Origin of the sequence: Persicobacter diffluens, from assembly GCF_036244895.1 — a bacterium.
Taxonomy (GTDB): domain Bacteria; phylum Bacteroidota; class Bacteroidia; order Cytophagales; family Cyclobacteriaceae; genus Persicobacter; species Persicobacter diffluens.
The window spans coordinates 1279828-1295199 of the sequence record NZ_BQKE01000002.1 but is presented as its reverse complement, the minus strand read 5'-3'; the positions used below and the strand labels follow the sequence as shown (position 1 = coordinate 1295199).

11 protein-coding genes are annotated in these 15372 nt (G+C 39.2%); 6 read left to right on the top strand and 5 right to left on the bottom strand.

Features of this window, described 5'->3' with window-relative positions; genetic code table 11:
- Nucleotides 1–42: 42 nt before the first annotated feature.
- Nucleotides 43–1206, top strand: coding sequence for a transposase (locus AAA970_RS18945; protein WP_338237823.1), 1164 nt, complete (start codon nucleotides 43–45; stop codon nucleotides 1204–1206).
- Here the strand turns inward: AAA970_RS18945 and AAA970_RS18940 are convergent.
- Together AAA970_RS18940 and AAA970_RS18935 are read right to left on the bottom strand one after the other, a co-directional pair.
- The gene (locus AAA970_RS18940) at nucleotides 1203–1880 is read right to left on the bottom strand and encodes a hypothetical protein (protein WP_338238463.1); all 678 of its coding nucleotides are present in this window, start codon (nucleotides 1878–1880) and stop codon (nucleotides 1203–1205) included. The genes AAA970_RS18945 and AAA970_RS18940 overlap by 4 nt on opposite strands.
- Before the next feature lie 18 nt (nucleotides 1881–1898).
- A complete protein-coding gene (locus AAA970_RS18935; RefSeq protein WP_338238462.1) occupies nucleotides 1899–2276 on the bottom strand; it encodes a hypothetical protein in 378 nt (125 codons plus the stop codon).
- 480 nt (nucleotides 2277–2756) lie between these two features.
- On the opposite strand from AAA970_RS18935, the gene AAA970_RS18930 reads away from it, so the two are divergent.
- From AAA970_RS18930 to AAA970_RS18920, 3 genes are all read left to right on the top strand, one after another.
- Complete coding sequence (locus tag AAA970_RS18930) at nucleotides 2757–3248, top strand: hypothetical protein (RefSeq protein WP_338238461.1); 492 nt, start codon at nucleotides 2757–2759, stop codon at nucleotides 3246–3248.
- Between the two features lie 258 nt (nucleotides 3249–3506).
- On the top strand, nucleotides 3507–3779 hold the full coding sequence (locus tag AAA970_RS18925; protein WP_060688282.1) for a hypothetical protein: 273 nt from the start codon (nucleotides 3507–3509) through the stop codon (nucleotides 3777–3779).
- Between the two features lie 1137 nt (nucleotides 3780–4916).
- Nucleotides 4917–6845: a T9SS type A sorting domain-containing protein gene (locus AAA970_RS18920; RefSeq protein ID WP_338238460.1), complete on the top strand. Its 1929-nt coding sequence runs from the start codon at nucleotides 4917–4919 to the stop codon at nucleotides 6843–6845.
- 189 nt (nucleotides 6846–7034) lie between these two features.
- Here AAA970_RS18920 and AAA970_RS18915 read toward each other — a convergent pair whose 3' ends face one another.
- A complete protein-coding gene (locus AAA970_RS18915) occupies nucleotides 7035–7646 on the bottom strand; it encodes a hypothetical protein (RefSeq protein WP_338238459.1) in 612 nt (203 codons plus the stop codon).
- A gap of 575 nt (nucleotides 7647–8221) precedes the next feature.
- Here AAA970_RS18915 and AAA970_RS18910 point away from each other — a divergent pair.
- Nucleotides 8222–9826 (top strand): fumarate hydratase, encoded by a 1605-nt coding sequence (locus AAA970_RS18910; protein ID WP_338238458.1) that lies wholly within the window; start codon nucleotides 8222–8224, stop codon nucleotides 9824–9826.
- Nucleotides 9827–10715: 889 nt separating this feature from the next.
- The gene (locus tag AAA970_RS18905; protein ID WP_338237047.1) at nucleotides 10716–11771 is read left to right on the top strand and encodes an IS110 family RNA-guided transposase; all 1056 of its coding nucleotides are present in this window, start codon (nucleotides 10716–10718) and stop codon (nucleotides 11769–11771) included.
- 382 nt (nucleotides 11772–12153) lie between these two features.
- On the opposite strand, the gene AAA970_RS18900 is transcribed toward AAA970_RS18905, so the two are convergent.
- Together AAA970_RS18900 and AAA970_RS18895 are read right to left on the bottom strand one after the other, a co-directional pair.
- Nucleotides 12154–14193 carry a hypothetical protein gene (locus AAA970_RS18900; RefSeq protein WP_338238457.1) on the bottom strand — a complete coding sequence of 680 codons (2040 nt, stop codon included), beginning with the start codon at nucleotides 14191–14193 and terminating at the stop codon, nucleotides 12154–12156.
- Nucleotides 14120–15313 carry an SIR2 family protein gene (locus tag AAA970_RS18895; RefSeq protein WP_338238456.1) on the bottom strand — a complete coding sequence of 398 codons (1194 nt, stop codon included), beginning with the start codon at nucleotides 15311–15313 and terminating at the stop codon, nucleotides 14120–14122. Before AAA970_RS18895 ends, AAA970_RS18900 begins: the two co-directional genes overlap by 74 nt.
- Nucleotides 15314–15372: the final 59 nt, after the last annotated feature.

Genomic DNA, 15372 nt, shown 5'->3' with positions numbered 1-15372 from the left:
ATCAAGAGCATCGAAACACTCCTAGCGCAAATATTCCATAAAATGTTAGACATTAACAAATGGGAGAGGGATTTCATGATAGAAAATTTGAAAGGACTACTGTCTTTCCGTGGTCGTAATAATTTCACCAACATGAGTCGGTATCTGCGGTACAATGAGGCCACGATTAGATCATGGTATGAAAAATATTTCAATTACCTTTTTTTCAATATTGAGCTCATTAAGACACTTAAAGATGAATTGCGCATCATTGCCTTTGATCCAAGTTATGTTTCCAAAAGTGGTCAACTCACCCCAGGTTTAGGGTACTTTTGGTCAGGCTGCGATAATTCAACAAAAAGAGGTCTAGAAATTACTGGAATAGCAAGTGTTGGCCTCGAAAGTAAAACCGCAATGCATTTAGAGGCCCATCAAACCTTTAAGAGTGAGGACGAGTCATTTAATTTGCTGACCTTTTATGCCAATTTGATTTTGTCAAATGTTGAATTGTACAAGCAAGTATCAGATAGTGTGGTTGTTGATGCTTACTTTTCGCGCTTTACATTCGTCGATCCAATAGTAGAAAAAGGGTTTATTGTCATTAGTAAATTGGCTAAAAACGCATTTCTTCGTTACAGAAATACCGAACCACCTACCGGAAAAAGAGGGCGACCCAAGGTCTATGGAGAAAAAGTGAAATTTAATAATCTTGACCAAAGACACTTTACACTATGTTTCAAAAATGAAAACTCGGAGGCTTTCGAAGCAGAGGTTCATAGTAAAAGTCTTAAACGATGGATCAAGTGTGTGGTCGTCGTTACTGAGCTTGACAATGGGAAAACCAGACGAGAAATTTTATTCAGTACAGACATTAATCAAAGCGGTTCCGCAATAATTGAGCGTTATCGACTTCGATTTCAAATTGAGTTTCTATTTCGAGATGCCAAACAATTCACCGGTTTGACTCACTGCCAAGCAAGGAGTAAAAATAAGATACATAATCACATCAATATGTCCCTAACGGCGGTGTCCGTGGCAAAAGCGCTTCACTATTTTGATAATAAAACCGAAGAAAAGGAACCCTTCTCATTATCAAGTATTAAGATGCTATATTTTAATCGAAACTATATCCAAAGAATATTTAAAGGGTTCGGGATTGCCCCCGAACCTTACGATAATTCAGAGCAAATGCTCCAGATAGAGAGATTTGGCTGTATTGCGGCCTAATTCTTTACGGAGTATTGTATCCTACGATAAATTTGAAATTCCCGGACAGGACTTTCCAAATCCTGATCCAGTTTCCAGCTCATGGTAGCCATTGCTCCCTGTTGGGAACTTGTTACCTCCACGTCCTGCAATTGATCCACCGGAAGGCCTATTGGTTCGGCTGACAACTGAATTTTGAACTGACAGAAATCCTCCAGATAACCATCCACATTCACCAGATAATTTTGCCCTTCCACCAGATCTTCCAAAGGAATATGAATATCATTCTGGGTTTCCAAAGACACGCAAGACAATACCTGATAAGTCTCCGGTTGACAGGGAGTACCTTTGAGCACCACGACCTGCACCCCAAACAAATCACGGCAATGTTGATCGAAAATATTAAGGTAAAGCTTTGGTTCACTGCCGGCATTAAAATGATACCACTGATCATTATGATACTGAATACACTTACCGGTCAGGGATTCATCCACGCAATCCCATTGCACAGTACAATGATCCGTTTTTGAATCATAAATCACCTCGGTATCCAACAACAAACGGTTTTCGATATCATCATTTCCGACCTGAGCAATCGCCGGTAACACAATTAAAAAAGATAAGGTTATGATCGCGAAAAAGGCACCGCTATACCGCCCGATAATATCATTTTCTCTTACAAAAAATGTTTTCATTATCAATAGAAGCTCCTTTTAAAGGGTCCCGATTTTAAATGGAACTTCCTTGTTTTTATAATCTCTGACAAAGCCGGTTGAATTCCCTTTCAACAAAAGAGCGGGTTGGACTACCGTGCCGGAAAATCCATCATTGCAATCCACCGTTAATTTCAGCTGGCGTAACTTCCCCTCCTGATCAAATTCACATTCAGAAAAATCAGCATCAATCCCTTTCTCTTTTTTAAGGCTCTCCGCGAATCGGTTGAGATCCACTAAAGTAGCAGAAGGGGCCACTATCAGGCTGACTTTGTCATCATCCATCTGAAGCGTGGAACCCATCTCCTGATGACAGGAGGAAAGGAAAAACAGGCAAAAGGCAAATTGGAGTAGGTGTCTAGTAATTTCTATTTTCATATCTAAAAGTAATAATTTTAATTAAAAATATCATTTTTTATAGCATAAAATAACTAGCGAACCATTAAACCACTATATGTTAATACATTAACCCAAAGCCACAGAAAATAACAACCATCGCCCCCCCTTTACTTTTGAGCCACCAGCCTACACATTACAATTTTCATAGCTACATTTCTCTTCAGCTTCAGAAGCAGAATTACCCGATAGCCTGCCCGCAGGAAAGTTGCAACTGATCAGCTGCCATACCACTCTCCTGCTTCCTGACAACCCTGTCCGGCACATTCCCAATACCGAATTTATTCCCCGGAAGAGCACTACTTTACCTATCAGCATGGCAATGATCAAATCTTAAAAATAACCAGTGGCTTTATACATACGCCCGCCGGCACAAACAACCTTCGCCAAAAAATATTTTCAACATCGGTTTAAGATGCTATTGTTTATCATGGCAATGAAATCACCCTTTTCCCCAAAACGATGATGGAAAGTCAGGAACTTTTCGAAATGCCCCCAATCATTTTTACAATAGAGGGAGCATCCGAATTGAAAAGCATTGTGAAGGAGGCAGCTCCGCTCCCTGTCTATGAAGGATTTTATTATACTTATGAGGGTCATCAAATTACAGCGCGGGATACTGATGGAAATATCAGCAGAACCTTCTTTATGGAAAATGACAATCTGCGCAAAGTAGTAACTAATCATTTCACTTTGGATGGAAGACTGATCTCAAGATCAGAAATCCTTTTTGAAAATTATGATCATCAACCTAACCCTTTCCGTCACCTGTTTTATGTAGAAGGAGCCTTTCACCGGGCTTTTTCCAAAAATAATTATTCCCAATGTATTATGAATGAGTATCAGGTTAATGCGGAAGGGGCATTAACCTTGTACCACACCAAAACGCAATCCTCAGAGTTTGGCTATAATGCGCAGAGCTGGCCGGCATTTGGGGCATATGAAAACCGATGAGGCTTGCTAGTGGTTAAGCCGGATTATTTATACTTTAATCCTCGTTTAGCTACAAGGCGGAAAAAATGAAGGAATTTTTCCTATTTCGAGTTTTTTCCAACGAAGCAGATGAATGAGGAGAAAGCAAACCTACCTAAATTTGGGCTATCAGAAATTTGCAAACTTAATAATATCAACCTGATAAACAACTCCTTCTGTCGGAACTTAAAACTAGCGGTGAATAATTCGGGTTAAATTTTAAAATCAAATACTCTTCCTATGAAAGCCAACCCTTTTGAAATCATTGACGTCAAAAAAGCGATCGAAAAATATCCCAAAGATCATCCTTTCGTCGAATTCCTCGAAAAAATCCTTAGCCCGGAACAGTGGGAAAAGGGCATTTTACAAAAAGATTATTGGGATCATTATGCCATTTGGAGTACCGCTTATGAGGAGGCTTATCAAAAGGGCTATCAGGAAGGTTTGGCCCTTGCTAAAAAAGAAAGGGAGGAAATCGAGCGAAAAATCAAAAACAGGAAACCGAAATCATAGGGCGCTTTGCCTTCGTTAAATGACCCTTAGAACGTGTTTAAAAGTCAAAATTCGATGCGAAAATTTGAATTCAAGATGACAGAAGCGACACCCGGTTATTTTGGGAGAATAGCATCGCTATTGTTAAGAAATTATCTAAAGTCGTTACCAATAATTCGAATTTGCAGCCGGATGGTGTGCTTTTAAACACTTTCTTAACCACTACACCTCCATCGCTACAGGGCTTTTTCATAAAAAGCTAGATCAGCCATTCAATACCTTATATTTAATCATCAATCGTTTCTTTTCATTTTTTATTGATAAAAAACGAAACAAAAAAATCAAGGCTGTGATCAATGTCGGCGGGACAAAGAACCTACTGACGGAATCCATCAAGGCGACATTTGGAGAGGGCAAGAGACTGCTGAAATATTGCTAAAATGTCGCTGTGATGTATTCTTGTCGCCAGCAGCACCTTTGTCTATTCGCCCATTGATCAAGGCCGGAGGGTTGATGTGGAAGATTTTATGCGATAAAGTCAATGCTATAAAAGATAGAAAGCTAATTCATAAACAAGCGCTCAAATCAAACAGACCATCATTGGGAACTAGATCATTGCTATAATTTGCCCATTTGTAGTTTTATAAAAAGCCGAGTTCATAGCTATACACTAATTACTGCACAAAACTTTAAGCCCGAATTATGCCTGCTTCAATCCTCGTTTAACTGCAAAGCGGGAAAAACGAAGGAATGGTTCCCATTTTTTTCTCAAGCTAGCAGATGAATGAGGATAAAGCACGTCTCCCCAAGTTGGGCTATTAATCAATTAGCAAATCCATTCTTATCTACCTGAGAAACAAACCACTTAATCTAGCGGCAAAAATTAAGACTAATCAACGCGCAATTATTTCTCTTCAGGCCGGAAATCATCCAAATAATCCACAAAGCCTTGATGTTTTAATCCTCAGTTAAAAAAATAGGGGCAATACTCGATACCAGAAAAGTCATAACAGACAAAATGGCTGTATAGGTCTGTTTCCAAAAAAAGGAGAATAGCCTAATACAATATATTAATACTCCAATTAAAAATAAGCAGGGCTTAGGATAGATCTTTGTGGGAATAATGAGTGCATAAAAAAAATACTATTATTACATCAAATGAATAAACTTTACTCATTTTTTATCCTTATTCTCGCCTTTCCCTTTTTTTGTTGGGGACAGCCTCAAATCAATCGCAATAAGCATCTTCAGGATTTTGGTTTCGAAGAAAGCGCACGATTAAAATTCAAAAACGACTCCATTAAACTAGCGAAACTAAAGCTGGATTGGGCGCAATACCCTCATCACTTCCAGCAAACCTCTTCTCCAAAAAGACTGGACAGTGTGGTAAGAAGAGGGGTGTTAGAAGATAAAAACAAATGGTACCGACAGGAAATCATCTCCTACGACTATGATGAAAAAGGTCGCCAATATCAAAGCCAAACCGACACGGTTGGTGAAAACAGCCTTTTAAGCCTGAAAAGTAAGACGAGGCTGGCGTTTGATAAGCAAGACAGAATTATCCAAAACAAGCGGGAGGAGTTTGATCCCCAGTCAAAAAAACAGATTGGCGGACATTTAGGAAACACCTCTTTTCTAAATGTAAATGGGTACCAGCTGGAGACTTTTGACTGGAACAATGCAAAAGAAAGCTGGACTTTAAGTGCTGAGCTTTTAAATGAAAAAGATGAAGAAGACAGGACGCTTTTTTGGCGCTCTCTTGAATATAACCTGGCTGGCGATACCACCGCAGGATTTAAGCAAATAAACGAATATCTGGATGGAGGTATATTAGAGGAGCGGTATTTTCTTAAAGATGATCAGGCATGGAAGGGAGAAAACAAAAGTTATAAAAAGTATAGGGCTGATGGCAAACTCATGAAATGGGAACACTGGGGGTGGAACACCGAAGACCAACGCTTTTTGGGCGAGCTTCGAACCACCAATGTTTATAAGTCAGAACAAATAAGGGAACAGCTCATCTATGCCTATGACGAGCCCCTATGGTTTCCAAAGGAAAAAATCCTTTACAGGCATCAGGTAGGCGATACCATTTTGGTTAAGGAATCCTATTATTTAAAGAAAAACCGATGGAATATCTACCATAAAGCGATTCAATTGGAGACGCACAATGGAACTGCCACCGCTCAATATGGATATGAGGGCCGGGAAAGTTTCCTGATTGATGTGGACAGTTTGGTGGTGGATGATCAAAACCGTCCGTTATTGCATACTTCCTATACCGCCGTTGACGGAAAGCTCATCCCGTTGTGCAAATACGAATATTCTTATCAGGATCGAATAGATCAATTCTTTACCATTACGCTCCGAAGCTTATGGAATGGGAAGGCACAACAATGGGAAAACGCTTTCCAGGAGACCTTTGCCGTCACACCAAATGATGATTTTTTATATGAAGAAAGTTATCAGTGGGACCGTCAAAATCAAAAGTGGACAGGAATTAACAAGCGCCAAAATTATTATGATGAAACCTTCCACTTAACCGGAGGAAACATATACCGCTGGGATCATGAAAAAGAAGATTGGAGAGGGGTGAAAAGGCACAATTTCACCTATGATCACCACCGTTTTGATACCAGTGTTTTCACCTCCTATATGGAGTGGTACTGGAATGAGCAACAATGGCAATGGGATTTAATGCAAAGAGATGACTTTGACTATTATGATCATGAGCAGGAATTGAAGTGGTCCTATCATTATGTATGGCAGCAGGGACAGTGGGAACTCGATCACTCCTTCAAATACTACTATCAGGATTTTGTGGAAGAGGAGGATGAATTGGTCACGGAGGTTGAGGCAGAAAAAGCAAAACTGATGCTATATCCGAATCCTTTTTCTCACCAATTATTCATCAAAGGCGAGGAAAAGGTGGAACAATTAAATATATTCTCCTTAGACGGAAGACTAATGCGCTCCCTGACCACTGACCGAAGGGTTTATGAGCTGAGCGATTTGCCCGCCGGGGTTTATATTGTACAAGTACAGAGCAAAGATGGCCTGCTCAGTCAGAAGATGGTGAAGAAATAAGATCCGGTTAAAACCGCCCGCATCGGGCAGGAAGCTAAATCAAGGGGTTTGCGCCCCTCGATTTTTTATTTCTTTGGAGTGATTTTGCGGGCGAATAGAGGAAGATTTATTTGTGATCTCAGTAAAGAGAACTATACCGGAATAAATTGGAGACAGGAGTCTTTGATTCGGGAGAGTTATAGATTTTTGTTAATCCATGGAAAAGATACTATCATTATTTACCATCATAACATCTTCAAAATTAACATAAAAATCCTTACTCAAGTTACCCGCAATCTTATAACCTCTTGTCCGGTTTTGCCATGCATTACTAGCCAATAATAATTCGCCACTGCTTTTTGATGCATTCCGAATTAATTCTTTAGAAGGCAGAATTCTTAACCACCGATGAGAGCATAATCGCCCCTCTTTAGTCAAGGTAGAATCCTTGCCTATACAAATACCTATAAAGGAGGTTCTGTTTACAAAAAAATATTTTTCATGAATGCTGTTTTCCCTAATAAAGTTTAAACTATCCTCCCTCCTATAATTTATTTCCCTTTGATCCCACTCACTTAACACCTCTCTTCCTTTTTTATAAAAATCAAAATACATCTGCCTCTTACAAAAAAGACTGTCGCCAATTTCAATATTCCACCAGGCAATATCTTTTTCTCTGACTTTGGATTCTTCATACTCCCTGTTGATTTCTAAAAAATATAATAAACCAAAAAGTACTAATAAGACGAAAAGAAGAACCGTCTTTTGATAGCGGAGTATCAAACTTAAAACCTCCGTGAATATTGAAAAAATCTCCATCATAGCTAACAGGCGTTAACAATCACACTCAGACCGATCCACATAGGTCTTATTGTTATTACTATTTATATAATAGCAGCCACCTCTCGGCCCCTGATAAAGTTGTTTCCCATTATGCGTTCCACAGTCCGGTTGAGGGCCATTATCTTCACAACTCAACATGGGTAGAACAATGATTAGAAAAAGGAATAGCAGTTTTCTCACATTAATAAGAGTAAAGTAATTTTTTTATTAATATATTAATAATAAAATCACGATCAAAATAAGAAATTCCCCCTCCTCGCGTCCAACAGGGCGAAGGATAGAGGCAGCGGCGTAGCCGGTTGTTGGAGCTCCTCTTCGGAAGGCAGGGACTGGGTGGGGTTTACAGACTGCAGGTCGAAGAGAGCGACTGCCGAAAGCCTGACCCGGCTTGCCGGGGCGCCCCCAAAAACTACTATCTAGACTGATTGTAAATAAAAAATGCATGCTTTTTAATGAGGTGGCTCATAAATTTTGCGGGCAGTGGGGAATTATATTTGTTAAGTGCAAGCGCACGAAGACAGATAGCATCAATTTTTTTTAAAAGATAAATTACGATGGCAGATTTCAAATATCAGGCGCCGTTTCCATTGGAGAAAGATGATACGGAATACCGTTTGGTAAGCAAGGATTATGTATCGACCGTGGAGTTTGACGGCCGTAAAATTTTGAAGGTAGACCCTAAGGCATTGGAGTTATTGGCGAAAGAGGCCATGGCGGATGTGTCTTTCTATTTGCGTAAGGCGCATTTGGAGAAGGTGGCGAAAATTTTGGAGGATCCGGAAGCAACAGATAACGACCGTTTTGTGGCTTACACGCTATTGCAGAACGCTACCGTTGCGGCGGAAGGGCAGTTGCCTTCATGTCAGGATACCGGTACGGCCATCGTGATGGGTAAGAAGGGGGAGGACGTTTATACTGGCGTAGATGATGCCGAGCAATTGTCCAAAGGGATTTATCACACCTATGCGGAGCGTAATTTGCGCTATTCGCAAGTGGTGCCTCAGACAATGTTTGAGGAGAAAAATACGGGCACAAACCTTCCTGCACAAATCGATATTTATAGCAAGCCGGGCGCTTCCTATGAATTTTTGTTCCTGGCCAAAGGTGGTGGATCGGCAAACAAATCCTATTTGTTTCAGGAAACCAAGGCGCTATTGAATGAAAAGTCATTAACGGAATTTGTGCATAAAAAAATCCGTTCGATCGGTACGGCAGCTTGCCCTCCTTATCACTTAGCATTTGTGATTGGCGGCACTTCTGCAGAGGCGAACCTGAAGGCGGTGAAGCTGGCTTCCACTGGCTATTATGACCATTTACCTACTTCCGGTAATGAAGGTGGTCGCGCATTCCGTGATTTGGAATGGGAAAAGAAAATCCAGGAAATTTGCCAGGAGTCTGCTATTGGAGCGCAATTTGGCGGTAAGTATTTTACGCATGACGTACGCGTTATTCGTTTGCCACGTCACGCGGCTTCCTGTCCGGTAGGAATGGGCGTTTCTTGTTCTGCTGACCGTAACATTAAAGCGAAGATCACTGCAGAAGGTTTATTCGTAGAGCAGTTGGAGAAAAACCCCGGCAGACTATTGCCTGCGACTCCTCCACATTTGGAAAAACCGGTGGAAATCGATTTGGATCGTCCGATGGACGAGGTATTGGCTGAATTGACCAAATACCCAATCAAAACGCGTTTGATGTTAAAAGGTACTTTGATTGTAGCGCGTGATATTGCACACGCTCAGATCAAGGCGATGCTGGATCGCGGAGAGGAAATGCCGGAGTACTTCAAAAATCACCCTGTATATTATGCAGGTCCTGCGAAGACGCCGGAAGGCATGCCTTCAGGTTCTTTCGGACCCACTACAGCGGGTCGTATGGACTCTTATGTAGGCGAATTCCAGGCGCACCGCGGATCGATGATCATGCTGGCGAAGGGTAACCGTTCGCAGCAGGTGACCGATGCTTGTAAGGAGCATGGTGGATTCTACTTAGGATCTATCGGTGGACCGGCGGCCATCCTGGCCAAAGAAAATATTAAGTCTGTAGAAGTAGTGGACTTCCCGGAATTGGGAATGGAAGCGGTTCGTAAGATCCGTATCGAGAACTTCCCTGCTTTCATCATTGTGGATGATAAAGGGAACGATTTCTTCGCAGGTCTTTAATCAGTAAGTCTCAAAGCGAGAATTTGAACATAACCGAAAATCCCGCATCTGTTGGTGCGGGATTTTTTTGTGCTTTTTTAGCAGGGGTTTTTAGATTAGGGGCCCTCGCCTACGCTCGGCGGGCTGGCGGCACTCGCTCTTTGGGGCCGGAATGGCCGGCAAAATGGTTCAAATCCTGCTGCCCCAAAGGAGCTCAAACAAGCGGCTGACGCCTCTGCCTTCATCCCTTCGCCAGCCAGTGGTGAGTAAATTGACTGATTTTTGGTTCCGGATACTGGAAAATCATTCTGATCTTAGATGTAATCGATAAACCTTAACTGAGGAGATCCTTCTACAAATATCCCACAATAATTGATCACCAATGCTCACCTAAAGCATTATTGGGGGAAATAAGCCATCGGGAAAGGCTCCGCCTGGTCTTAGTGTTACAGCGAGCAGTGCGAGCATCACTAAGACCAACCACTAAATTTTACAAGCTTGTGGACTTGGTCATTTTGCCAAGCAACATGATTTCTAAGCGATGAAATTTGAATTACGAAAACCAACGACCAGTGCGATGATTTTTAGCTTCAAATTTTCGACTGCCTGGTCTTAGTGTTACAGCGAGCAGTGCGAGCATCACTCATACCTTTGTAATTAATGGAGGGGGCCAAAAATAATGCAATTTTATTATATTAAGTAATGATCATCAAAAAGGAGGAAGGGGCTAGCGCATCAAAGGATGTGATTCGTTGCAATCCAGTGTCGTAGGAACTCCTCTTTTTGACCAAACTTTAGAGTTAGAACAGTACCTAAGGGAGTCGCTTTAATTGCTTCTACCCAGCGTCAAATATGAGACAAAACGAAGAAGGATGGGGATCAAAAAAATGTTAATAAAACCGCAGGAACCATGAAAATCAAGTACGTTGTAGGCATCGACATTAGTAAAGATAAGTTTGATGTTGCTTTTGTTTTGAGTCAATTGGACAAAACACCAAAGGTCATCGCTTCCCGTAAGTTCGACAATAGTAAAAAAGGGCATTTGGAGTTTAAAGATTGGTGTCTGAAGAAACAGAAGGAGGATCTTCCCGTGGAGTTTGTGATGGAAGCCACTGGCGTTTACCATGAAAAATTGGCTTGGTTTCTTTCAGATAATGAGGTGCCGGTGAGCATTGTTTTACCCAATCGTGCAAAGGCCTATATGAAAAGCCTGGGGATTAAAACAAAGAATGATAAGGTGGATGCCAAAGGTTTAGCATTCATGGGAGCTTGTCAGTCCTTGGCTAAATGGAAGCCCATTAGCAAGGCTTTTTACACTTTGAGGGAGCTAACCCGCTTTTTGGAAGACCTTCAAAAAGATCGTACATCGATGGTAAGCAGGCTAAAAGGGCTTAAACACAAAGCAATTGTGTCTGAAAAGGTGATGGAGGGTCTGAAGGCAGTAATTGAAGGGCTTGATGAGCAGATTAGAATATGTGAACAAGAAATAGCCTTAGCGGTAGCAAAGGATCCGGAGTTGAAGAAAAGAATCGGACATATGATGTCAATCAAAGGGGTTGGTTTGCTTACAGCTGTTACGGTGGCGGCTGAAACTAATGGCTTCGCACTAATAGAAAATGAACGACAATTGGTCAGTTATGCTGGATATGATGTGCGCCAGAATCAGTCAGGAAGTAGAGAGGGTAAAACATCAATTACCAAGAAGGGAAATGCGCACATTCGACGAATAATGTTTATGGCGGCCTTCAATATGGTAACTTACGAGCAGGGGCAATTCAAGCCTTTTTATGAAAGGATCCATAATAGGACAAAACAAAGCATGAAGGGTTATGTGGCTGTGCAGTCCAAATTGTTAAGAATTATGTATGCCCTCTGGAAAAATGAAACAGATTTTGACAATAATTATGGGCTAAGAGACAAATCTAATCAATCAAAAAATCAGCTTAAAACAGTGGTAGCTGCCTAAAATTAGACAGCTACGCGAGGTAGGCAAAGCCTCCTCTTTAGGCTTGCAATATATTAAAATATTTCAATCAATAAAATTGCTTTTTATGACAGTACCTAAGACCAATCACTAAAACTTAAAACCCTGTGGACTAGATCATTTTTCCGCTCAACATGATTTCTAAGCGATGAAATTTGAATTACGAAAACCAACGACCAGTGCGATGATTTTTAGCTTCTAATTTTCGCGAACCACGCTTAGGGTTTGGGAAATCTTCGTAAAACTTACCGCAAAACACATAGTATCAGCTCGAGGGCTCAATGCGCTCAGGGGTGTAGTTCAACCGGGAATATTCGCTGGGTCTTGCAGACCGCTCGTATTCCTATTTATTAGTGGCTGGCCTTTATATAAACAATCTATAATCATAAGTCTTTCCTTCAAATCGAGACAACAACTTACCTATTCTAGCAATTTGATTGGAAGAATCAATGGTTGATGGTAGTTTTGAGTATAAGTCAAGAGAATTCCAATTCATTTTGGTTAGACCAAGAATTTCTGTTGAGATAGTTGATATATTTGAATCGCCATAGTGTTTTGTGATTTTTATAGGTGCAGGAATACTTCTACCTCCTAAATAAAACCTATAATTAGGTTGTCGAACTGATGGTACAATACCATGAGACCATAATAAGGCAGTGTATTTATTCGTTATAATACAAGTGCCTCTTGAGATAGGAAATCTATCTACTTGAAGCTGTCTTTGGTAGACATTCATAGCGACAAAACGTGCATCATAGTCGTAATTTATTTCTATCAAATCGACTTTCTTTATTCCTGCTTTGTTTAAGCTTGATTTAATTCCATTAATCTCATCCTCTGTAAATTTAGTTCTTTTGTGTATTACAACCCTTTCTGGTAACTTATCTAATGATTGATAAAAAAGTTCTCTAATTGAAACTCCAAATTGAAAAGCATCTTTATATGATAGATAGGGGTTGTTTTGCTTGTCTAAAAAATAATTATCTATTTTGGATAATCTGTATTTTAATCCCTGACCATTCGAATCATATATATGACTACAGCCAATTACTATTTCAGATTTATCTCGAATTTTAGACACGCTATAACCAATACCAGCGTAAGCTGTATTTTTCTCTTGGTTATTTAATATCCATGGAGTTCTTAAAGATTTTACGTAAAAAGACAACGATAACCACCAGTAAATTTGGCATTTAAGCTTATCAATTAATGTTTCTTCACGAATTAATTGAGTTGAAATCCCTTTCGAAGCGGAAAACGCTTTAATATAATCGTGTAAGTCAAAACTTTCACCTTCATATAAGTAACTTTCAAAAGGTTGCCATTCTTTAGGAATAAAAACAACAACTGTGCTTCTACATTGACTTGATGAAATTTGTTCAATTTTTGAGGTGATTAGCCTTGCTAAACGAATTGCATTTTCATGATTCTCCAATTTAGAATCCGCTATGAAATTTACGTCCTGCCACCTTTCATCATTATCATAATTAGGTATGTTTAATGAAATATTAAAAACCGAAGCGAAACCTGGATAATCAATAAGGTAATCGGGATTAATATTTTCTGTTTTATGTTGTAATTGCAATTCAGATAAGAAGCGATAAAAGTTCTCAGAATATTTTGATGGACAAATCGCAGATAAATTAACTTCATTTGAATGAATTACTCCATTTAAATTTACATCGTAAGGTCGATTGTTTACAAGGCCTCTCATTGGATGATAATCCTTGAAATCGACATCTGTAGCAACATTTTTAAACACCAATTGAGGTTCTAGAAACTGTACACCTTTAAATTGCGTTTGTCTTTGGTCATAATTTTGAGGTGAATATTTTCTAAAGTTCGGGTCAAACACATCTATTTCTCCAAATGCAGTATTAGCTGATATTAGAAAATTAAAACCTGTTCCTGATGATGCAGGGGATTCAAATTTTATTCTTTGCTGACTAAAAAGAATATTTCTCCATGACTGCAAAATCTCGTCATATTTATTGTTGTACAGCTTTTCTAAATGGTTTTTGCTAATACTTTGCCTCTGTTCTTTCGATATTTCATTATTTGAGGAAAGGTGTATTGATGGAGTTAAGGCTATATATGCAAACTTCGAGTTTTTATCAAAATAGAAAGATAGATAAATGGATTTGTGTATTCCAATATTACCTTGTCTGCTAAAGGATTTGGTAAACCACAGTTTATCTTTAAGGTTTGTTTCTACTCCTTTTATTGTTGAAAAATATTTTAATACAGCCTGCAACATAAGAGATTTAAAAGCACCTACATTCTCAACATCATTCTTAGAAATTGGCTCTCTCTTAATATCTGATTTTATCCTATCCTTGAATATATTCCCAATATCTGTTAATGTGCCAACATGCAAATACTTTTCTCTTAAATGGAATAGCACATATATTATTTTCTTTTGTTATTGCCTTTAAGTACTTCCATGCTTTCTCATCTTTATAATCTATCTCAAACTGAAACACTTCCTTTGGGAATACAATTGGATGCAGGTTACTTTTTATATACTTGTCTGATTTCTTAAAATCTAAGCTAAATTCGGTTTTGAAATATTCTTCATTTTCAGATACCTCAAGAGTCTCCTGTATCATTTTAGAAACATCTTGATTGTCTTCAAAACCCGCTTTTGCTAAATGAATTAGAGTCTTGTCGAACCCATCTGTTGATATATAGAAAGCTTCCCTTCCTGATTTAGAAATCACCTCTATTAACTCAACTACTTCAGGCAATGGAGTGTCTCCAAACCCGCACCAGTAAAGCCTTCCTGCACCCTTGCATGTGAATGCGTCTTTAAGTGCATTCATTAATGATTTATCTCGGCCACTATACCCAAGAACTATTAAATTTTTATCAATGTGATAGTTTGCTAATTGTTCCTTAAAGCTTTCATTCTGACTATCAAGTTCTTTTACTGTGTTTTTTAAACTTGTAAATTTATAATCACCATGTAACGCAATCGTAAGTAACTCCTTATTACTCTGGTTTCGAAAAATTCTATCTGAATTATCAAGGTTTATTTCAATAGGTGTAAGTCTATTTTGATGTGCCGAGCGTACAATTAAGCCGTCAAAATTTGTAGTCCAAACGGACTTTACTATTCCAAATTCTGCTAATAAACAAAGTAATTTATAACCAATGTATGGTTCCTTGTTTTCAATCAAACTCATGAAGTACTTTCGCCTATCATCAGCTATGGGGTAGGCTTTCTCAGCGTAAAACGAATATTCTTCGATTGAGTCTAATAAGGGGTACTCTCCTTGATTGTCTAGCCACGTCTGAATACTTTTGCGTACGGATTCATCTTTGTAGTTTTTATAGTAATCTGCGGCATTAATGTTTTTTGATAGGTATATGTCTTTCTTCCATTCCCAAATACAGTCATATGCAGTTTGAATACCAGAACTTATTGATGTTCCTGCTCCTAACAAAAAAGAATGTGGAACATCAACATTTCGTTTAAAAGACCTTAAAAAGGCATCATATTCAAGTTGAAATTTCTCTATCATAGATTAAATTATTTGCAGTGCTGTTTTTTTGGCTTGCCACTAACGCTCAGTATAAATTT